General features: G+C 54.6%; 21 protein-coding genes and 1 tRNA gene. 14 read left to right on the top strand and 8 right to left on the bottom strand.

Going from position 1 to position 19,332, the window contains the following annotated elements; all coding sequences use genetic code 11:
• Nucleotides 1–3: 3 nt before the first annotated feature.
• The 5 genes from QMG27_RS03145 to QMG27_RS03125 all read left to right on the top strand — a co-directional run bounded on the left by QMG27_RS03145 (nucleotide 4) and on the right by QMG27_RS03125 (nucleotide 3,592).
• Nucleotides 4–1,173, top strand: a complete 1,170-nt coding sequence (locus QMG27_RS03145) for a CoA transferase (RefSeq protein WP_281813106.1) — start codon at nucleotides 4–6, stop codon at nucleotides 1,171–1,173.
• A 46-nt stretch (nucleotides 1,174–1,219) separates the two neighbouring features.
• The gene (locus tag QMG27_RS03140) at nucleotides 1,220–2,074 is read left to right on the top strand and encodes a MoxR family ATPase (protein ID WP_281813104.1); all 855 of its coding nucleotides are present in this window, start codon (nucleotides 1,220–1,222) and stop codon (nucleotides 2,072–2,074) included.
• 13 nt (nucleotides 2,075–2,087) lie between these two features.
• Nucleotides 2,088–2,303, top strand: a complete 216-nt coding sequence (locus tag QMG27_RS03135) for a hypothetical protein (RefSeq protein ID WP_281813101.1) — start codon at nucleotides 2,088–2,090, stop codon at nucleotides 2,301–2,303.
• Between the two features lie 8 nt (nucleotides 2,304–2,311).
• The gene (locus tag QMG27_RS03130; RefSeq protein WP_281813099.1) at nucleotides 2,312–3,496 is read left to right on the top strand and encodes a VWA domain-containing protein; all 1,185 of its coding nucleotides are present in this window, start codon (nucleotides 2,312–2,314) and stop codon (nucleotides 3,494–3,496) included.
• Between the two features lie 21 nt (nucleotides 3,497–3,517).
• A tRNA-Arg gene (locus QMG27_RS03125) sits at nucleotides 3,518–3,592 on the top strand.
• A gap of 3 nt (nucleotides 3,593–3,595) precedes the next feature.
• Here QMG27_RS03125 and QMG27_RS03120 read toward each other — a convergent pair.
• Nucleotides 3,596–4,618: a type IV pilus twitching motility protein PilT gene (locus QMG27_RS03120; RefSeq protein WP_281813097.1), complete on the bottom strand. Its 1,023-nt coding sequence runs from the start codon at nucleotides 4,616–4,618 to the stop codon at nucleotides 3,596–3,598.
• Nucleotides 4,619–4,803: 185 nt separating this feature from the next.
• Here QMG27_RS03120 and QMG27_RS03115 point away from each other — a divergent pair, with 185 nt between their 5' ends.
• Both QMG27_RS03115 and QMG27_RS03110 read left to right on the top strand, forming a co-directional pair.
• Entirely contained in the window at nucleotides 4,804–5,088 is a 285-nt protein-coding gene (locus QMG27_RS03115; protein WP_281813095.1) for an HU family DNA-binding protein, read from the top strand.
• Nucleotides 5,089–5,166: 78 nt separating this feature from the next.
• The gene (locus QMG27_RS03110) at nucleotides 5,167–5,550 is read left to right on the top strand and encodes a VOC family protein (protein ID WP_281813093.1); all 384 of its coding nucleotides are present in this window, start codon (nucleotides 5,167–5,169) and stop codon (nucleotides 5,548–5,550) included.
• 6 nt (nucleotides 5,551–5,556) lie between these two features.
• Here QMG27_RS03110 and QMG27_RS03105 read toward each other — a convergent pair whose 3' ends face one another.
• On the bottom strand, nucleotides 5,557–7,767 hold the full coding sequence (locus QMG27_RS03105) for an SLC26A/SulP transporter family protein (protein WP_281813091.1): 2,211 nt from the start codon (nucleotides 7,765–7,767) through the stop codon (nucleotides 5,557–5,559).
• 121 nt (nucleotides 7,768–7,888) lie between these two features.
• Here QMG27_RS03105 and QMG27_RS03100 point away from each other — a divergent pair, with 121 nt between their 5' ends.
• A complete protein-coding gene (locus tag QMG27_RS03100; RefSeq protein ID WP_281813088.1) occupies nucleotides 7,889–8,101 on the top strand; it encodes a DUF2892 domain-containing protein in 213 nt (70 codons plus the stop codon).
• Nucleotides 8,102–8,130: 29 nt separating this feature from the next.
• Here QMG27_RS03100 and QMG27_RS03095 read toward each other — a convergent pair whose 3' ends face one another.
• The 6 genes from QMG27_RS03095 to QMG27_RS03070 are packed head-to-tail and all read right to left on the bottom strand — an operon-like array spanning nucleotide 8,131 to nucleotide 12,366.
• Nucleotides 8,131–9,297, bottom strand: a complete 1,167-nt coding sequence (locus QMG27_RS03095) for an MFS transporter (RefSeq protein ID WP_281813087.1) — start codon at nucleotides 9,295–9,297, stop codon at nucleotides 8,131–8,133.
• A 46-nt stretch (nucleotides 9,298–9,343) separates the two neighbouring features.
• The gene (ccoG, locus tag QMG27_RS03090) at nucleotides 9,344–10,786 is read right to left on the bottom strand and encodes a cytochrome c oxidase accessory protein CcoG (RefSeq protein ID WP_281813085.1); all 1,443 of its coding nucleotides are present in this window, start codon (nucleotides 10,784–10,786) and stop codon (nucleotides 9,344–9,346) included.
• 23 nt (nucleotides 10,787–10,809) lie between these two features.
• A complete protein-coding gene (locus QMG27_RS03085) occupies nucleotides 10,810–11,151 on the bottom strand; it encodes a carboxymuconolactone decarboxylase family protein (protein WP_281813082.1) in 342 nt (113 codons plus the stop codon).
• A 17-nt stretch (nucleotides 11,152–11,168) separates the two neighbouring features.
• Nucleotides 11,169–11,615: an OsmC family protein gene (locus QMG27_RS03080; protein ID WP_281813079.1), complete on the bottom strand. Its 447-nt coding sequence runs from the start codon at nucleotides 11,613–11,615 to the stop codon at nucleotides 11,169–11,171.
• 11 nt (nucleotides 11,616–11,626) lie between these two features.
• Nucleotides 11,627–12,007 carry a rhodanese-like domain-containing protein gene (locus QMG27_RS03075; protein WP_281813076.1) on the bottom strand — a complete coding sequence of 127 codons (381 nt, stop codon included), beginning with the start codon at nucleotides 12,005–12,007 and terminating at the stop codon, nucleotides 11,627–11,629.
• Nucleotides 12,004–12,366 carry a metalloregulator ArsR/SmtB family transcription factor gene (locus QMG27_RS03070; protein ID WP_281813074.1) on the bottom strand — a complete coding sequence of 121 codons (363 nt, stop codon included), beginning with the start codon at nucleotides 12,364–12,366 and terminating at the stop codon, nucleotides 12,004–12,006. The genes QMG27_RS03075 and QMG27_RS03070 overlap by 4 nt, the downstream gene beginning before the upstream one ends.
• Nucleotides 12,367–12,448: 82 nt before the next feature.
• Here QMG27_RS03070 and QMG27_RS03065 point away from each other — a divergent pair, with 82 nt between their 5' ends.
• The 6 genes from QMG27_RS03065 (at nucleotide 12,449) to QMG27_RS03040 (ending at nucleotide 19,330) form a co-directional block, all read left to right on the top strand.
• Nucleotides 12,449–15,673, top strand: coding sequence for an efflux RND transporter permease subunit (locus tag QMG27_RS03065; protein ID WP_281813071.1), 3,225 nt, complete (start codon nucleotides 12,449–12,451; stop codon nucleotides 15,671–15,673).
• On the top strand, nucleotides 15,670–17,025 hold the full coding sequence (locus QMG27_RS03060) for a TolC family protein (protein ID WP_281813069.1): 1,356 nt from the start codon (nucleotides 15,670–15,672) through the stop codon (nucleotides 17,023–17,025). Before QMG27_RS03065 ends, QMG27_RS03060 begins: the two co-directional genes overlap by 4 nt.
• Nucleotides 17,026–17,029: 4 nt before the next feature.
• A complete protein-coding gene (locus tag QMG27_RS03055) occupies nucleotides 17,030–17,347 on the top strand; it encodes a hypothetical protein (RefSeq protein ID WP_281813067.1) in 318 nt (105 codons plus the stop codon).
• A gap of 101 nt (nucleotides 17,348–17,448) precedes the next feature.
• Complete coding sequence (locus tag QMG27_RS03050) at nucleotides 17,449–17,754, top strand: c-type cytochrome (protein WP_281813064.1); 306 nt, start codon at nucleotides 17,449–17,451, stop codon at nucleotides 17,752–17,754.
• 85 nt (nucleotides 17,755–17,839) lie between these two features.
• Nucleotides 17,840–18,418: a rhodanese-like domain-containing protein gene (locus QMG27_RS03045; RefSeq protein WP_281813062.1), complete on the top strand. Its 579-nt coding sequence runs from the start codon at nucleotides 17,840–17,842 to the stop codon at nucleotides 18,416–18,418.
• Nucleotides 18,419–18,430: 12 nt separating this feature from the next.
• Nucleotides 18,431–19,330: a dienelactone hydrolase family protein gene (locus QMG27_RS03040; RefSeq protein ID WP_281813060.1), complete on the top strand. Its 900-nt coding sequence runs from the start codon at nucleotides 18,431–18,433 to the stop codon at nucleotides 19,328–19,330.
• Nucleotides 19,331–19,332: the final 2 nt, after the last annotated feature.

Genomic DNA, 19,332 nt, shown 5'->3' with positions numbered 1-19,332 from the left:
GCCATGAGCCTGACTGACAACGCAAGCCTGCAAGGCGCACTCGCAGGCTTGCGCGTGCTTGATTTAACGGGCGTGGTGCTCGGCCCCTACGCCACGCAAATTTTGGGCGACTACGGCGCTGACGTCATCAAGATCGAGCCGCCCAGCGGCGACATCATGCGCCACGCAGGCCCGATGAAGCACCCAGGCATGGGCCACATCTTCATCAACGCCAACCGCAACAAACGCTCGGTCGTTCTGGATTTGAAAAAGCCGGAGCAACGCGAACAGTTGCTGGCCTTGTGCAAAACCGCCGATGTGTTGGTCTACAACATTCGCCCCGCAGCCATGGCGCGATTGGGTTTGTCGTTTGACACGCTGCATACCGTCAATCCACGCTTGATCGTGTGCGGCGCGTATGGCTACAGCGAAGGTGGCCCCTACTCCGACTGGCCAGCATACGACGACCTGATTCAAGGTGCAGTGGGCATGCCGTGGCTGATGACGCAAAGCGGCAGCGCTGAACCGCGCTACGCCCCCACCACATTTGCCGACCGCGTGACGGGGCTCAACATGGTGCACGCTGTGATGGCCGCCATCATTGCGCGCTACCGCACAGGCATGGGCCAGCATGTGGAAGTGCCCATGTTTGAATGCTTGCTGCAGTTTGTATTGGGCGATCATTTATGTGGCGAAACATGGAAGCCCTCTCTCGGCGGCATGGGCTATCCACGCTTGATGGCTGTGAATCGCAAACCCTACGCCACACAAGACGGGTACATCTGCGCCCTCATGTACAACGACGCGCATTGGCAAGCGTTTTTAAAACTCGTGGGCGCGCCTGATTTGTTTGAGACCGATGCGCGCTTTGCCACACATGCGGATCGCCTTAGAAACATCGATGCGCTGTATGGTGTGGTGGCCCAGCACATGCGTAAGCGCCCAACGGCCGAGTGGCTCAAAGACCTCACAGCGCATGACATCCCCGTCATGCCCATGATGAAGCTCAACGATTTGCTGACCGACCCACACCTTGCAGCCACCCAAGGCTGGCTCGATGTGCCACACCCGTTTGAAGGCATGCTGCGCCAACTGCGCCCCCCAGTGCGAATGAGCGGCACACCTACGGGTGTGTGGCGGCCTGCGCCTCGATTGGGCGAGCACACCGAAGAAGTGCTGCGCGAGCTAGGCTAAGCTCTGATACGCTACCTAAAAAATTTAACGCAAACGGAACAGACCGATGAAATTCAAAGGCACCGACAACTACGTCGCCACCCAAGATTTGATGCTGGCAGTCAATGCTGCCATCGCCCTCAAGCGCCCCTTACTCGTCAAAGGCGAGCCAGGCACAGGCAAAACCATGTTGGCCGAGGAAGTGTCTGAAGCACTGGGCATGCCCCTGTTGCAATGGCATATCAAGTCCACCACCAAAGCCCAACAAGGCCTGTACGAGTACGACGCCGTGAGCCGTTTGCGCGACAGCCAAATGCCGGACGCAGACAGCCAAGCGCGCGTGCAACATATTGAAAACTACATCCTCAAAGGTGTGCTGTGGCAAGCCTTCACATCAGAAACACCTGTGGCCCTGCTGATTGACGAGATCGACAAAGCCGACATCGAGTTCCCCAACGACTTGCTGCGCGAACTCGACCGCATGGAGTTTTATTGCTACGAAACGCGCCAACTCATCAAAGCCAAAAATCGTCCGTTGGTGTTCATCACCTCCAACAACGAAAAAGAGCTGCCCGATGCATTCTTGCGTCGCTGCTTCTTCCACTACATCAAGTTCCCAGACGCAGACACCATGCGCCACATCGTGCAGGTGCACTTCCCCACCATCAAACAAGACCTGCTGACCGTGACGATGAAAACCTTTTATGACATTCGCAACTTGCCAGGCCTCAAGAAGAAGCCTTCAACCAGCGAACTGATCGACTGGCTCAAGCTATTGGTGGCCGAAGACATTCCACTCGAAGCGCTTCAAACCGCAGACGACAAAGTATCCATCCCGCCGCTCGTGGGGGCTTTGCTGAAAAACGAACAAGATGTGACCTTGTTTGAAAAACTCGTCTTCATGCAGAGCCGCAACCGCTAAAGCAAAGGCATACATGCTTGCATCTTTGATCGAAGGTCTTTTAGACGCCGTCGGCTTTGTGGTGGGCGCCTTGTTGGGCTTTGGCCTAGGCCAGGCATTTGGCTTGGATCTATTTGCACCAGGCTACGGCACAGGCAGTATTGCTGCAATCATTTTGGTCGGCATTGGCGGCGGCATAGGTTTGCAGACTGCACGTCGTTTTCATGCGCCCAAGGTTGACACGGAGTAATCAGAACCATGCTGATCGATTTCTTCTACACCCTGCGCGCGGCCAAAGTGCCCGTGTCGGTGCGCGAGTACCTGACGCTGCTCGAAGCCCTACAAGCCAACGTGGTTGGGCCAGCATCTGACGCGTGCAGCATGGATGATTTCTATCACCTGTCACGCACCGTGCTCGTGAAAGACGAAAAGCATTACGACAAGTTTGACCGCGCCTTTGCCGCCTACTTCAAAGGCGTGGAGATCCTCACCGACTTCACCAAAGAAGTGCCGCTTGATTGGCTGGAAAAGATTCTTCAAAAAGAGCTCACACCCGAACAAAAAGCCGCCATCGAGAAAATGGGCTGGGACGAGTTGATGGAGACGTTGAAGAAACGCCTCGAAGAACAAAAAGAACGCCACGAGGGCGGCAGCAAATGGATTGGCACAGGCGGCACATCGCCTTTTGGCAACGGCGGCTACAACCCCCAAGGCATTCGCATTGGCGGCAAAGGCGGCAACCGCAGCGCTGTGAAAGTGTGGGACCAACGCGCCTACCGTGACTACGACGACACCCAAGAGCTGGGCACACGCAACATTAAAGTGGCGCTGCGTCGCTTGCGCCGCTTTGCCCGCGAAGGCTCGGCCGAAGAGCTTGATCTTGACGGAACCATCCACAAAACCGCGGCCAATGCCGGCTTCTTAGACATCTTGATGCGTCCCGAGCGCCACAACAATGTGAAGGTGCTCTTGCTCATGGATGTGGGCGGCACGATGGACGACCACATTGCCCGCGTGGAAGAACTGTTCAGCGCAGCCAAAGCCGAGTTCAAACACTTAGAGTTTTATTACTTCCACAACTGCGTGTACGACTTCATGTGGCGCAACAACAAACGCCGCTATGCCGAGAAGTTTGAGACGTGGGACATCATTCGAAAGTACAACAAAGACTACAAGCTCATCTTCATTGGCGACGCCACCATGAGCCCATACGAAATTGTGCAGCCCGGTGGCAGCGTGGAATACAACAATGAAGAAGCCGGTGCTGAATGGCTACAGCGCTTAATCCATGCGTTCCCAAAATTCGCATGGATCAACCCCGAGCCACAAGGCGTCTGGCAATACCGCCAAAGCATTGCCATCATTCAACAAATCGTCAGCAACCGCATGTACCCGCTCACGCTCAAAGGCTTGGAAGAAGCGATGCGGGTACTCAGCAAGTAGCGCCTTAAAATACCTGCGGTTGCCGCCGTAGTTCAATGGATAGAACGACTCCCTCCTAAGGTGTAGATACAGGTTCGATTCCTGTCGGAGGCACCAATGTCATTTCGATTGGGCTTGCGCCTCTTGCGCATCAATCAAGCCCTGCTGTACCAAGCCAGCCAAGCTCTGATCTAAGGTTTGCATCCCCACACTGCGCCCTGTTTGGATGGTTGAATACAGTTGCGCCACTTTACCCTCTCGCACCAAGTTGCGCACGGCAGGCGTCCCCAACATCACCTCAAATGCGGCTACACGCCCTGCACCGTCTTTGCGCTTGCACAAGGTCTGCGACACCACCGCATGGAGTGACTCAGACAACATGCTGCGCACCATGTCTTTTTCTTGCGCAGGAAACACATCCACGATGCGGTCCATGGTTTTGGCCGCACTCGAGGTGTGCAAGGTTGCGAACACCAAGTGCCCTGTTTCAGCCGCAGTGATGGCTAGGCGAATGGTTTCTAAGTCGCGCAGCTCGCCGACCAAAATCACATCGGGGTCTTCGCGCAAGGCTGCACGCAGCGCGTTGGCAAAGCTCAAGGTATGGGGGCCGAGTTCACGTTGTTGAATCAAGCAACGTGCTGGCACATGCACAAACTCGATCGGATCTTCAATGGTGATGATGTGTTTGTCTTGCGTTTGATTGAGCATGTGAATCATCGCTGCCAAGGTGGTGGACTTGCCAGAACCGGTGGCACCTGTGACCAACACCAAACCCTGTGTGCGATTCATCAACTGACTCAGCACAAGCGGGGCATCAAGATCTTGCAGACTAGGCACATGATGTGGAATCACCCGAAACACGGCAGAGATACCCCGTGCCTGCATGAACACATTCACCCGAAAGCGTGACAGCTCTGGCAGGTCCCATGAAAAATCACATTCATGGGTTTGCGCAAATTGTGTTTGCTGGCTGGATGACATCATCGTCATCAATGACGCATGCAACTCTTCGCTGACCAACGCGGGTTCATTCAAGGCCACCAAATCACCTTGCACACGCAGCAAAGGCGCAAGGCCAGAGGACAAATGCAGGTCGGATGCACCGCGTGTGATGCATTGCAACAACAAATTAGAAAGCGTCATTCAGCCGTTCTAACCGAGCGATGGCGTTGTTTTGTAACTAATCAGAATTCATTTTTGAAGCATCTGTCTCATCCTGGTGCATCATCAGGGAAGTTCCTAATCTGCGTTTATCAAAAGCAATGCGCTGGGCCGCAAAAACACTCAGCAAAACTGGCACAATGCACCCGTTTTAATAAGGAAATGACATGAACAAAACTGAATTGATCGAAGCAGTGGCAGCACAAACAGAACTGACAAAGGCCGACGCTGGCCGCGCAGTCAATGCCATCTTGGACACCATCACTCACGCTGTTGCTAAAAAAGACGACGTGCAATTGATCGGCTTCGGTACCTTCAAAGCTGCTACACGTGCTGCTCGCACTGGCAAGAACCCACGCACTGGCGAAGCTTTGAAAATCGCAGCTGCTGTGGTGCCTCGCTTCACTGCTGGCGCAGCGTTCAAAGCTGCTGTGAACACCAAGAAGAAGTAATTCTTCGCGTTCACACGCAAAAGCGGCACGGGTAACCGAGCCGCTTTTTTCTTTGTCTAGACACATCAGGAGACTCGCATGTTCACCCACGTTTTTTTAGGCGCCAAAGACATTGAAGCATCGCGCCAGTTTTACGATGCAGCGCTCGGCGCTCTCGGACACGCCCCTGGCACAGGTGGTGGCAGCCGCTATGTGTACCGCACACCCACAGGCACGTTTGGCATCACTCTGCCCATCAATGGTGAGCCCGCCACGTTTGGCAATGGCAGCACGTTTGGCTTTGCCGCCAAATCAGAAGCTGAAGTGTTGGCCTTTCACGCCGCTGGCGTAGCCCACGGCGGCGTGAGCTGCGAAGACCCCCCAGGCCTACGCACCAACCCAGCATTTAGCTACTACATCGCTTACTTGCGTGACCCAGCGGGCAACAAGATTTGTGCGATGTACCGTCCACCCGCTAAATAAACAGCATCAAGCCTGACGCATCTCTCGCAGCTCTGCGTTGGCGTGGCGCAAGCGGTCGGCAATCGCCAAGGCCACCGCTCGCATGACGCTGATGCTCATCACCGGATCGCCTGCTGCCACCGTGGCAAAGGCTTTGCGATCGATGGCAATCAGTTCGGTCTCACGTGTGGCGTACACATCGGCCGAGTGAGCGCGGCCATCTAAGAACGACATCTCGCCAAAGAACTGACCACGGCTGAATGTGGTGAGGTGAATGGTCTTGCCATTGGCCAAGGGCAAACTCACCTTCACTTCGCCTCGACTGATGAGCATCAGTTCATGGCCGCCTGAGTCAGCGCTGAACACCAAATCGCCCGCCTCATACACATGGCGTTGGGCGCAGCGTTCGAGCGCTGCAATCTCTTCGTCGTTCAAGCCGTGGAAGATTTCAAACTTACCCAAGGGAATGCCTTCGTGCGACACATGGGCGTGGCCTGCAAGCGCCAACGTTTCGTCTTCAATCCATTCGAGCGCTTCGTCGAACTCGTCAAAAATTTTGGCTGTGCTGTCAGACAACAAACCAATGTGGTCCACATAAGAGCGCAAATCACGCCCACTGGGCAAACGCTCGGGCACGCGTGTGAGCACCAAGCGTGCATGGCGCTCAGACAACATATTGCGAATGCGCTCAATCATGTGGCCTGCCGTCATATCCATCGACTGCACACGCATGAAATCAAGCACCACAAACTTGGCCTTGCTCAACTCAGGTTCAATGGCGGTGTAGAGCTGATCGGTGGTGCCGAAAAACAAGCTGCCTTGCAATTCAAAAATCACCGTGTGGCCACCCGTCTCTGCCAACACATCACGCTCACGCTGACCGCGCACGCGCTGCGAGAACACCTTGTCACCAAAGGTTTTGCGACGGATGGTGGAGGTGTGAATTTGCTCACGCAAGAACAACATGATGGCCATGGCCACGCCTACACCTGAAGCTGCAATCAAACTCACGGTGTTGGCCACAATCACCACCAGCACAATCACGGCAAAGTCGAGCATGGTGTCTTTGGCTTTGAGCAGCTGCAAGGAATGCCAGTCAATCATCTTGACACCAATCACGATCAGCAAAGCGGCCAAAGCAGACACAGGCACCCATGCAATCACTGAGGTGAGTAACAAAATCGCCAACAATGACCACACGCCTTGGAACACCCCCGACAAATAGGTCGTGCCACCGCTGGCTTTGTTGACCAAGGTCGCGCCCATGGTGCCTGCACCAGGTGCACCACCGATGAGCGAAGCAGCCAAGTTGCCCAAGCCTTGGCCAATGAGTTCTTTGTTGGAGTCGTGGCGCGAGCCAGTCATGGCGTCGAGCACCACACAGGTCTTGAGGGTGTCAATCGACAAGAGCACAGCCAGAGTCACCGCTGGAAATGCAATTTGAGTCCAGTTGGGCATGCCTGATTCGCTCAAGCTACGAAATGGGTCAAGCAGCGATTCAAAAAAACCTTCGCCGCCCACAGCCAATGGGCCAATGATGAATGGGTTGTCGTGCAAATTGCGCAGTTCAGGCCAAGCACTGAATGCCAACAACCAATACGAGGCCATGCCGCCCAACAAACCCACAATCACGGCAGGCACTTTGTTCGAGATGCGCGGGGCCAAAAGCATGAAGGCAGCGGTGGCCGCACCCACAATCAAACTGGGGGCTTGCCACAGCTCCATGGCGTGCAAGCCTTGCCACCAGTTCATGCCTTTGGGTAGTGCCATCCACTTGGGAAGTTGGCTCATGATGATGATCAAGCCCACACCACTGAGGTAGCCGCTCACCACGGGAAACGGCATGTACTTGATGAGTTCACCAATGCGCAACAAACCAAAAGAGATCTGCACCAAGCTGCTGACAAACGCCACCAAGAACAAGGTCAGCACCACAGCACCCACACCTGAACCTTGTTGCGTCATTTGAATCGTCAATGCCGACAACACCGCCGCCGCAGGCGCACATGGTGCGGAAATGAGCCGCTGCGTGCCTCCAAACGTCGCCGCAATCAAGCCCAGCGCCGTGACGCCCAACATGCCAGCCAAAGCGCCTTTGGCACCAAAGTCAGCCCCCAGCGGAGAAAAAATTGTGACGCCAAATGCAATCGCAGAAGGCAACGCCACCAACATGGCCGCAAAGCCACCCCAAATATCACCCGATAAATTGGCGCGAGAAAGTGTGTGTGATGTAGACATGGCAAATATGACAGTTTTTTGTCAGTATCGCAAATTTCGTCACGCTGATTTTTAGGCTTGATTTAACTCAAGCATTTCTGCTCGGTTGCGTGTCTAATAGTGTTTTCTTCAGGAGAAATTTATGACAGCAAACGTCGGCGGCATTGACCGCATCTTGCGCATCGTCGCAGGCTTGGCACTCATCGCATTGGCAGCTACTGGTGTTGTTGGCGCTTGGGGGTTTTTAGGCGCCATTCCTTTGGCAACGGGCGTGTTTCGTTTTTGCGGCGCTTACACCTTGTTGGGCATCAACACCTGCCCCATGAAAGCCGCTGAAGAAGAGCCCGCACAGTAAACAGCGCGTACCCACAAAACCTCAGCCCCTCAGGGCGCTGAGGCTTTTTTTCGCGCCAACCACAGCAAGCCCATGCCTGTGATCAGCACAGGCACCAGCGACCCCCAATTGAGCCACGCCCAACCTTGCGTAGTCACCAAAGCACCCGAGGCAAACGAGGTGAACGCCATGGTGGCAAACACACAAAAGTTAATAGCTGCCTGAGCGCGATTTTTCTCTTGCGGTGTGTAGGCCTGCATCGACAGCGTGGTGCTGCCTGTGAATAAGAAATTCCAGCCGACGCCCAACAAAAACAACGCAATCAAAAACTGGTGCAAATCCACCCCTGACAACGCCACCGCAATGCATGCGATGTTGAGCAGCACGCCAACACCCATGACAGACAAGACGCCAAAGCGTTTGATCAAGTGCCCTGTGAAAAAGCCAGGTGCAAACATGCCAATCACGTGCCACTGCAGCACCCAGCCGGTATCTTCAAACGACAAGCCACACACCTGCATGGCCAAGGGTGTGGCTGCCATGAGTAAGTTCATCACGCCATAGCCCAAAGCCGCTGCCATTGCAGCCACAAAAAAGATCGACTGACGCATGATCTGCCTCAAGGGGCGACCACCCGTGTCATCCGTTTTCGCCACAGGTGCTGGTGGGAAGGTGATCAAGCTCATCACCGCCATAGACAGTACAGCAACCCCCATCAGCGCCACATACGCGCCTGCGAAGGGCGTGCCCAATAAGCTCTTGGTTTGAATGGCCAAATTCGGCCCAATGACTGCACCAATGAGACCACCAGCCATCACCAAAGACACCGCCTTTTCGCGGAAGTCAGGCTTGCACAACTCGGCCGCTGCAAAACGGTACAACTGACCATTCGCGCTGTAGTACCCCGCCACCACGGTGGCTGTGACCAACAACCAGAAGGATTGTGAAAACACAGCAAACGCACCCAACGCAGCAGACAGCAAGGCCACCAAAAGCCCCAACTGAAATGAACCCTTGCGGCCAAAGCGTTGCTGCGATTTCGCCACCAACCCCGTGCTGAGCGCACCGCCCACCACATAGCCCATCACAGGCAACGTGGCCATCCAAGTATCAGGTGCCAAACTCAAACCCACCAAACCATTGATGGCGATGAAGGTGACGTTGTTGGTCAGGAACAAGCCCTGCGCGATAGACAGCAATACGAGATGACGATTCATGACAACCTAAAAGTTAAAGCACTCAACCCACACCAACAGAAGTCAATTAACGCGGCACCAAAAAGACCGACTTTTCATGAATCACATCGTGACCCAAGGCGTCTTTGATGTCGAACACGATCTTGTGTGAACCAGGCTCAGCAGAACCGTAAGGAATGGTCACGCGCAAAACCACCCAATGCGATTGCGCGGAAGCAACCTTCACATCTGTTTCGGTTTCGATGCGGATGTCCTTCATGCCATTGACGGAGAGCTGGAAAGTTTTGTCTTTCTCAGACGCATTCATCACTTGGAGGCGGTAAATGTTTTCGATGCCACCGTTTTCTGTGATGCGAGCCAGTGTGGCGCGATCCCTCACCACATCGACCTTGAACGGTGTGCGCATGGCCAGCGAAACACCCACAGCCATGATGATCGCCATCAAAATTGATGTGTAGATCAACACACGAGGGCGCAACACACGCATCACCGTTTGTTGGGTTGTCCATTTGTTGGCCATGGCGTTTTGCGTGGTGTAGCGCACCAAGCCTTTGGCATAGCCCACTTTTTCCATCACAGTGTCGCACACGTCGGCACAGGCGCCACAGCCAATGCATTCGTATTGCAAACCGTCGCGAATATCGATACCCGTTGGACACACCTGCACACACAAAGTGCAATCCACGCAAGCGCCCAAGTTGGCGGCAGCAAGGTCGGTCTTCTTAGAGCGTGGGCCACGAGGCTCACCGCGTTCGGCGTCATAGGTGACGATGAGCGTGTCATGGTCAAACATGGCGCTTTGGAAGCGTGCATAAGGACACATGTATTTACACACTTGCTCACGCATGAAACCTGCATTGCCATACGTGGCAAACGCATAGAAGAACACCCAGAAAAATTGCCAAGGGCCAAAGTTCCAATCTTTGGCGGCAACCAACAGTTCTTGAATCGGGGTGAAGTAGCCGACAAAGGTGAAGCCCGTCCAGAGCGACAACACAATCCATGCGGTGTGTTTGTAGGTTTTCTTGCTGAGCTTCTTCAAAGAAAAATCAGCGTCGTCCAAACGCATACGCGCAGAGCGATCACCCTCGATCTTGCGCTCGATCCACAAAAAGATTTCGCTGTACACCGTTTGCGGGCAGGCATAGCCACACCACAAACGCCCCGCCACAGCTGTGAACAAGAACAGCGCCAAGGCTGAGATGACCAACAAGCCTGTCAAATAAATGAAGTCTTGTGGGTAGAGAACCAAACCGAAGATGTAAAAACGACGGGCCTCTAAGTCAAACAACACGGCTTGACGCGTGCCCCACTCCACCCATGGCAAACCGTAGAACACAATTTGCGTGATGGCCACCATGACCCAACGCCAATAAGCAAAAATGCCTTCGACCGAACGTGGGTAGATTTTTTTAGCCGCCGCATACAACGACACCATTTCTTCGCTGTCGTCAGCAGGCGCAGCTTGAATAGGGATGACTTTTTTAGGTTCTTGTGGGTCAGTGCTCATAGCTGTCAATCGTGATTTAAAAATTAAGCCAATGTGTCCCAAGCTTTGAGGGCTTCGGCGGAATACATCAGTGCTGGGCCACCGCCCATGTAAACGCAAATGGTCAGCATTTCTTCCAGCTCTTCGCGGGTGCATCCCAGTTTGCGCAAGGCCTTCACATGAAAGCCCACACACCCTGAGCAATGCTGAGTGATACCAATGGCCAACGCAATCAGCTCTTTGTTCTTGGCGCTGATCGTGCCTTCTGCCATCGACGCACGAGCCAACTGACCAAAGCCTTGCATGGCTTCAGACTGTGATTTTCGAAATGGGGTGAGGCATTCATTAATGCCTTGTATCAAATTGGCGTGATCAAACGTGCTCATTTTTTGTCCTTCTTCAATTACTTCAGTTGCTGCCCCGCACTGTCAAACACTTCCACCGTGATGGGAATGCCTTGGCGGACACTTTGGGTCACTGTGCAAAACTCTTCAAACTGCGCCAGCACATGGCTGAGCTGTTCAAGCGATGCGGCCAGTACACCCATGCGAATCTGAGCTGTCATGTGCAGCACACGCAAACGGTTGTCGTCATTACGCCCTACCTCAGCCATTACCACGCATTGAATAGGTTTTGGCACTTGTTTGAACTTGCGAAATGCAAACAACAGAGAATCTGACAAACAGTTGCCTACTGCGGCACAAAGCATTTGCACGGGCGAAGGGCCTAGCCCTGTGCCTAACGGTGCAGGCTCATCGCTGGTCAGCAACGGCATGTCATCGCCAAATGCTATGTCGAAGCGGTAGTCATTGCGTTGCGATAGCTCAACGCGGATTATTTTTCCAGTCATGCCAACTCCGCTTACTCAAATGAAGGTTGAGCCGGCTTGTAGACCTCATGGCCTGCAGCCACCCATGCATCCACACCACCCGCAATGGATCGCACATGGGTGTAACCCATTTCAGCCAACGACTTTGCGCTCAACGCAGCACGGCCACTGGTTTTGCAATACAGAACGATGTTGAGATCGCGCGGCTGCATCTTCGGGTTGCTTGCGATCTTGAACTCCAACATGCCACGCGACATGTGGATAGCACCAGGCAGATGACCCGCTGCGTATTCATCTGCTTCGCGGACATCAATCAGCACATCACATGTTTGAATCGCAAGCACAGCTTGATCAACTGAAATTTCTTGCACATCTTGTTTGGCTTGCACGACGAGGTCATGAGCGGTTTTCATACTGATTTCCTTGTTCCAGAGACACGTTTTTTAGATGCAGCCACCATGGGCCAAGCCTGCTCAAGGTGTTGTTGGGTGATTCGATCGCACACCAAATCACACAGCGCATAGATGGTGGGATCGGCGATTTGGTAGTACACGCTGGTACCTCGGCCTTCGCGCTTAACAAAACCTTGTTGCATTAGCACAGCTAAGTGGCGTGACATATTGGCAGCGGTGTAGCCACAAGCTTCAGCCAGCTCGCCCACGTTGTGCTCAGCCTCACGCAGCAAGTTCAAGATCCGCAAACGCGTCGGCTCGGCCAGCGCCTGGAAATAATTGGCCACGCGATCGATGGCTTGTTCTGGTAGTTGGGTCATGTGCTGATTCTATCCATATTTAACTGAATGATTAAATAATTGTTTAATTAAATAATCAGTCAATTATTTATAGAATAGCGACATGACTGATTCCAAACTCCGCATCTCAGGCCGATTGGCCCGCTTGTTCCAAGCCTCGCAAATCACGCCACTGTTGGCGCTGGTGTGCTTTTTATTGGGCGTGTTTGCTGTGCTCGTCACACCTCGCGAAGAAGAGCCGCAAATCAATGTAACGATGGCCAATGTGCTCATTCCTTTCCCGGGTGCGTCGGTGAAAGATGTAGAGCAAATGGTGTCTGGTCCGGCCGAGCAAGTGCTTTCGCAAATCACCGGCGTAGAGCATGTCATGTCGGTGTCGCAGCCAGGCATGTCGGTCGTTACCGTGCAATACAAAGTAGGCGTCCCCCGCACCGAAGCTTTGGTGCGTTTGTATGACACCGTCAACTCACATGCCGATTGGCTGCCAAAAGGCCTAGGCGTGATGCAGCCGCTCATCAAGCCGAAGGGCATCGACGATGTGCCCATTCTGTCGCTCACCCTGCACGGCAAAGATGCTGACCTGAGTGCGTTTGAACTCGAAGGCATTGCCCAAAACATCGAGATGGATTTAAAGCGTGTCAAAGGCACACGCGAAGTCACCACAATGGGCGGCCCCTCACGCGCCATTCAGATTGACATCGACCCAGCGCGCATGCAGGCCGCAGGCATCACGGTGCCCGAGTTGCGCATGGCGCTGCAAGGCGCTCACTTGGGCGCACCTGTGGGCGATTTGTTGGTGGGCCAACAAGCCATCGCCATTGAGTCGGGCCCCTTCTTCAGCAGCGCCAAAGATGTGGCGAGCTTGGTGGTGGGTGTGCGTGCAGGCACCCCCATTCACGTGCATGACATTGCCCAAGTGCGGGATGGCGGTGCACAAGCCAACACCGCCGTGTGGCATGGTGTGGCAGGTGCCAAGCCGAACGAACGCACCGCTGTGACCATCGCCGTGACGAAAAAGCCCGGTGAAAACGCCATTGAGGTGGCTGATGCTGTGTTGGCACAAGTGGCCACACTCAAGCAAAGCAAGATTCCCGCAAACGTGGACGTCACCACCACACGCAACTACGGAGAAACTGCGAATGACAAAGCACAAAAACTGATTCAAAAGTTGCTTTTTGCCACCGCCTCTGTGGTGGCCTTGGTGTTCATCGCTTTGGGCCGTCGTGAAGCGGCCATTGTGGGCACTGCTGTGATCTTGACCTTGACGGTCACGCTGTTCGCCTCTTGGGCCTGGGGCTTCACACTCAACCGCGTATCCTTGTTTGCCCTGATTTTCTCAATTGGCATCTTGGTGGATGACGCCATCGTGGTGGTGGAGAACATCCATCGCCACCAAGCACTGTTCCCACACAAAACCCTCACACAAATCATTCCGGGTGCAGTCGATGAAGTGGGTGCACCTACCATCCTTGCCACCTTCACCGTCATCGCAGCCTTATTACCCATGGCGTTTGTGACGGGCTTGATGGGCCCTTATATGAGCCCCATCCCCATCAACGCCAGCATGGGCATGTTGTTGTCATTGGCGGTGGCATTTGTGGTCACACCTTGGTTGGCGCGCATTTGGATGAAGACCGCACACACACACGACCCTGCCGACAACAGTGCATTCAAAAAGTGGCTCAAGCGCTTTTTCCACGGTGTGTTCAGCCCATTCCTGAATGCGCAGTCGGGTCAACGCAACCGTTGGAGCTTGGGTGCGGCTGTGCTCGGCGCCATCGTGTTGTCGGTGGCCTTGCCCGTGGCTGGCTTGGTGGCCTTGAAGATGCTGCCGTTTGACAACAAGTCTGAATTCCAAGTTGTGGTCGACATGCCATCGGGCACACGCGTGGAAGAAACTGAAAAAGTGTTGCGGGCCTTGGGCGCGCACTTGGCCACCGTACCCGAGGTGATCAACTACCAAGCGTATGCAGGTCTGAGCGCCCCGATCAACTTCAACGGCTTGGTGCGTCAGTACTATTTGCGTAGCGGTGGCCATGTGGGCGACATCCAAGTCAACCTGCAAGACAAGCACTTGCGCAAAGCACAGAGCCACATCATCGCGACACGCGAGCGCCCTGCGCTGCAAGCTATTGGCAAGCAGTTCAACGCGAATGTCAAAGTGATTGAAGTGCCACCAGGCCCACCTGTACTGGCCCCCATCGTGGCCGAGGTGTATGGCCCCACCGACGAGGGCCGTCATCAGGTCGCTAAATCTGTGCGTGCCATGTTTAACGCACAGTCAGGTGTGGTGGATGTGGACGACAGCACCATCAGCGCCGCACCGCGCCAAGTGCTGCTCATCAATCGCCAAAAGGCCGCGCAAATGGGTGTGTCGCATCAAGCCATCGTCAGCACTTTGCGTGCAGGCTTGGCCGGTGAATCCACTGTTTACGCACACGACCAAAACAAATACGCAGGTGCCATCGTTATCCGCTTGCCTAAGAGCGAGCAAGATTCGCTGGAAAAACTGCTGAGCTTGGGTGTGCGTAACTCGCAGCGTGAAATCGTGCCGATTCGCCAGCTCGTCACTGTCAGTGACACCCAACGCGAGCAACCTATTTATCACAAAGACTTGCTGCCCGTCACTTATGTGGTGGGCGACATGGCGGGCAAGGTCGACAGCCCCTTGTACGGAATGTTTGGCATGCGCAGTGGCCTCGGCCAAATTCAAGCGCCCAATGGTCAAGCTGTGGATGAATACTTCATCCAACAGCCCAAAGACCCCTACCAACACTACGCAGTGAAATGGGATGGCGAGTGGCAAATGACCTATGAAACCTTCCGCGACATGGGCGCAGCCTATGCCTTGGGCTTGGTGTTGATTTACCTATTGGTAGTGGCGCAGTTTGGTTCATACCTTGTGCCGCTCATCATCATGGCGCCAATTCCGCTCACCATCATCGGCGTGATGCCTGGTCACGCACTCCTAGGTGCGCCCTATACCGCTACATCGATGATTGGCATGATTGCGTTGGCCGGCATCATCGTGCGCAACTCCATCTTGTTGGTGGACTTCATCCGATTGCAGGTCTCCCAAGGTGTGGCATTGAAAGACGCCGTGGTGGCCTCGGCCATCACACGCGCACAGCCGATTGTGTTGACTGGCTTGGCCGCCATGATGGGCGCGTTCTTTATCTTGGATGATCCGATCTTCAACGGCCTGGCCATCTCGCTCATCTTCGGAATTTTTGTCTCAACCGCACTCACCTTGTTGGTGATTCCGTTGCTCTATTTCATGGCTTTCAAAAACAAGCCTGCCTCTGTCATTTCAGGAGAACACGCATGAAACGCTTGCCTCTTTTCACCGCCTTGACCTTCGCTGGCTTGACCAGCACCGCACACGCCGCCGATTTGATGAGCGCATGGCAAGCCGCCCAAACACGCGACCCCGAAATTGCAGCGGCCCGCGCCTTGCACGAGCAAGCCACATTTCGACAAGAACAAGCCAAAGCTTTGTGGGCACCGATGGTGTCTGCCAACGGTGCTGTCGGTGTTGGCGGTGCGGACAGTCGAATCAAAGGCGCAGAAGTACCAGGCATGATGAGCGACATGACGTTCAAAACCAACGTCAACGTCGGTGCCCTCACTCGTGCCAGCATCGGCGCACAAAAGGCTTGGATCAGCCCCGAGCGCGAAGCGCAAAGCAAGCAGCTCGAACTGTCGGCACAAATCGCACAGACCCAATGGCAACAAGCGCAACAAACGCTCATCATGCGCACAGCGCAACGCTATTTGGATGTGGTCGCCGCCGAGCAAACATTGACCATCTTGCAGCGTCAACAAAAAGCGGTGCAACAAGCCGCAGCTGAAATCAGCAAACGCCAAGCGGTGGGTGACGCCAGTGTGATGGATGTGCAAGAAGCCAACGCACGGGTGTCAGAAATTCGCGCCCATGTACTCACCCAAGAAAACAACTTAGCCACAAAGCAAGTGGCCTATCGTCAACTCACCGGGCAAGAGCCCACGCAACTGGCTGGCATTGCCAAAGTCGACTCGGCGCTCGTCAATTTGGCCGATGCCCACACTTGGGTGCAACGCGCCAAACAACAATCGCCCACCCTGCAAATGATGGGTCTGCAACAAGCCATTCAAGCCCAAGAAGCCAAACGCATCAAAGCAGGCAACGCCATGACCCTCGACTGGGTAGCGCAAGCGCAAATGGACCGCTTGGCTGGCAACGGCGCATACAGCAGCAATGCCAGCAATCAAATGACGCAATACATGGTGGGCTTGCAACTCAATGCACCGCTGAGCACCGGCGGCATGGTGGAGTCGCGTGAACGCGAAGCCTTGAAGCAAGTCGAAAAACTGCGCTACGACCAAGAAGCAGCCGAGTTGCAGATGGAGCAGCAGGTGCGTGACGCATGGCAAAGCCTCAGCACGGCACCTGCACGTTTGCAAGCACTGAGCCAATCCGAGCAAGCCAGCAAAGCACGCTTGAGCGCGACCCGACAAGCGCATCGCACCGGCGCACGCACCACCAACGAATGGCTGGGCGCTGAACATGATGCGGCACAAGCCGAACTTGCCGTGCTGCAACTACGCACACAAACCTTGATGGACCAACTCCGCTTGTACGCGGCCAGCGGTGATTTGGGTGAAGCCCAGTTGCGCCAACTCAATGCACGACTGAAATAACACCATGCATCTTTCACGTCTGATCTTCGTTGGCTGGCTCGCAGCTTGTACGCCTGCATGGGCGAGCTCTTGCGCCGAAGACATTGCTGCCGTTGACAAAGCCCTGCGCAGCCAATACGGCGAAGACCGCAAATGGTGGCAAATCATTGCGTGCCCCGTGGTGATGGACGGCCAGTTGCGCAAAGATGCCATCGTCAATGTGGAGCAAATCAAGGAAATCAGCTACTTTCGCAACATCGCCTACATGCAGCACGCACGCGGCGACGACAAGATGTGCAAAGAGTCCATGGTCAAGCCCAAGCGCATGCTGCGCGTTTGGTAGGCCTGGTTGAGCAGGGAAATCCCTTGAAATTCATCCCTCACGCCAGGGATAGAATTAATTCATAAGCAATTAATGAATTATTTAATTTCATGGGAATTCAGATGAAACAACACATCGCTGTCGCACTCATCGCACTGGCCACAACAAGTGCTTGGGCCAACGCCGATTTGGCTAAAAAGAACAACTGCTTGGCTTGCCATGCAGCAGACAAAAAGATTGTCGGCCCTGCCTATCAAGACGTGGCCAAAAAGTATGCGGGCCAAGCTGATGCCGAAGCCACTGTGATCAAAAACATCAAAGCCGGTGGCAGCGGCAAATGGGGCCCCATCCCCATGCCACCACAACCCCAACTCAGCGACGCCGATGCCAAAGCCTTGGCTGTTTGGGTGTTAGGCGGCGCCAAGTAATACGACTGGTACTCGTACCTTGATGAGCTTCCCAACGAGATCACTCAGGGAAGCTCTTTTTTTTTAACTTCAATGAAAGAACCTCATGAAATTCAACCTTGCACACCTCTTTGCCGCCATCGGATTGGCTGCGCTTAGCTTCAACAGCATTGCCGCAGAACCCGAGTACCTGCGCATCATTGGTACTGACACCAAATTCGTGGTGAAAAACGCCAAAGGCGAAGAGCGTGAAATCAAGCGTGTCATGACACCTTGCGCCAAAAACAAAGGTTGGCTGCAGCCCTTGGTGCCTGTCGCAGGCGTCACTCCTGTGACCGAAATTGAAATGCTCAACGCCATGAATGATCGAGATGCCATGTTGGTCGACATGCGTGAACCCGAAGACCGCGAGCAAGGCACCATCCCAGGCTCACACCACATCGTCTACACCGAGGTGTCTGCTCGCTTGAACGAGTTGGGCTGCAAGAAAACCGCTAATGGCTGGGACTGCGCAGGCGCCAAAAAAGTATTTGCATTCTGTAACGGCCCCGTGTGCCCACAAAGCCCCACCGCCATTCAGGCCATGACACGTGACGGCTTCCCTGCTTCGAAAATTTATTACTATCGCGGCGGTATGTTGGACTGGGCAGCGTTGGGCTTCCCCGTTCTGAAAGGCGATTTCTAACAAGGGAACTTCATGCACACCAACTGGATTCAAGACACGCAAGCCCTGCTCAACAGCACTGACGATGCAGCGCCTACGCGCCGCTTGGCTTTGCAAACCGCATTGGGCTTGGGCTACGCCGCAGCGGCCATGCCGTTGATCGCACAAACCGCCATCCAAACATCAGGCGAAGGCCTGGTCGAAGGCGAAGTGATGATTGATGTCAACGGCTTCAAAATGCCGGCTTATCGCTCGGCACCCAAAGGCCAAACCAATTTGCCTGTGGTCTTGGTGATCTCTGAAATCTTCGGTGTGCATGAATACATTGCCGATGTCACACGTCGCTTCGCCAAAGCTGGCTATTTAGCCATTGCTCCCGAATTGTTTGTGCGCCAAGGTGACCCCAGCGCCTATGGCGAAATTGCCAAACTGCAAGCCGAAGTCATCGCCAAAGTGCCTGACGCCCAAGTGATGGCCGACTTGGATGCCACCCTGCAATGGGCAAGCAAAAACGGCGGCAACGCCAACCGCGCTGCCATCACCGGCTTTTGCTGGGGCGGGCGCATCACATGGCTGTATGCCGCACACAACCCCAAGCTCAAAGCAGGTGTCGCTTGGTACGGACGTGTGGAAGGCCAAACCAACGCAAACAACCCCAAGCACCCCGTTGATTTGGTGGCTCTGCTCAAAGCCCCAGTGTTGGGTTTGTACGGTGGTGCAGACACGGGCATTCCGGTCACCTCGGTCAACACCATGAAGGAGGCCTTAGCCCAAGCGGCCACCCAAGGCAACAAGGCGGCCAAGGCCTGCGAGTTTGTGCTCTACCCCGATGCCCCGCACGCCTTCCACGCCGACTACCGCACCAGCTATCGCGCAGGTCCTGCGACAGATGGCTTTGCGCGCGCATTGGCTTGGTTCAAGCAGCGCGTTTAAAC

It is taken from the genome of Limnohabitans sp. MORI2 (genome assembly GCF_027925025.1).
GTDB lineage: Bacteria > Pseudomonadota > Gammaproteobacteria > Burkholderiales > Burkholderiaceae_C > Limnohabitans.
This window is presented reverse-complemented; position numbering and strand designations above follow the sequence as displayed.